The sequence below is a fragment of the Roseburia faecis genome, from assembly GCF_001406815.1.
Lineage (GTDB): Bacteria > Bacillota > Clostridia > Lachnospirales > Lachnospiraceae > Roseburia > Roseburia faecis.
In genome coordinates, this window is record NZ_CVRR01000072.1 from 1 (window position 1) to 467 (window position 467).

The 467-nt window shown below is 38.3% G+C and carries 1 pseudogene; it reads left to right on the plus strand.

The window, feature by feature from the left end:
* A pseudogene (locus tag M72_RS14845) lies at positions 1-467 on the plus strand (ISNCY family transposase); the annotation flags it as partial.

A 467-nucleotide genomic window follows, 5' to 3' on the forward strand; every position in this document is an offset into this window, starting at 1 on the left:
AATAATCCCAAGTATGCTAACCGCATTATCAGACAGCTTAAGGCTTATGCAAAAGCTAACAGCTTCGACAAGAATTATGATCCTTATAAAGCCGCTTATGGTTCTATGCCTTCGCACGCGTCTGCTAATCCTGAAATTAAACAGTTATACATCAATGGGCATTTCTGTTATGTCTTCAAATTTGGCATCATTACCAACGGTCTTGGAATCATCAGGCATATCGCTTTTTATAACAAAAACTTTATAGCTTCCCATCCTGACATTACCGTTGAAAAGAAATCTGATTCACCTGATGAAGACAAGTCTGTCCATGATTCCAGGCTTTTAATTCCAACCCTGAAAGATTTCTTTTTAAAGCATCCATTGATTAATCCCAAAACTTTTCTTGGCGATGCTGCTTTTGATACTGCGGCACTCTATCCCAAACTTCTTACCGGTAATACGTTCGGAGATCATAAACACTTTGA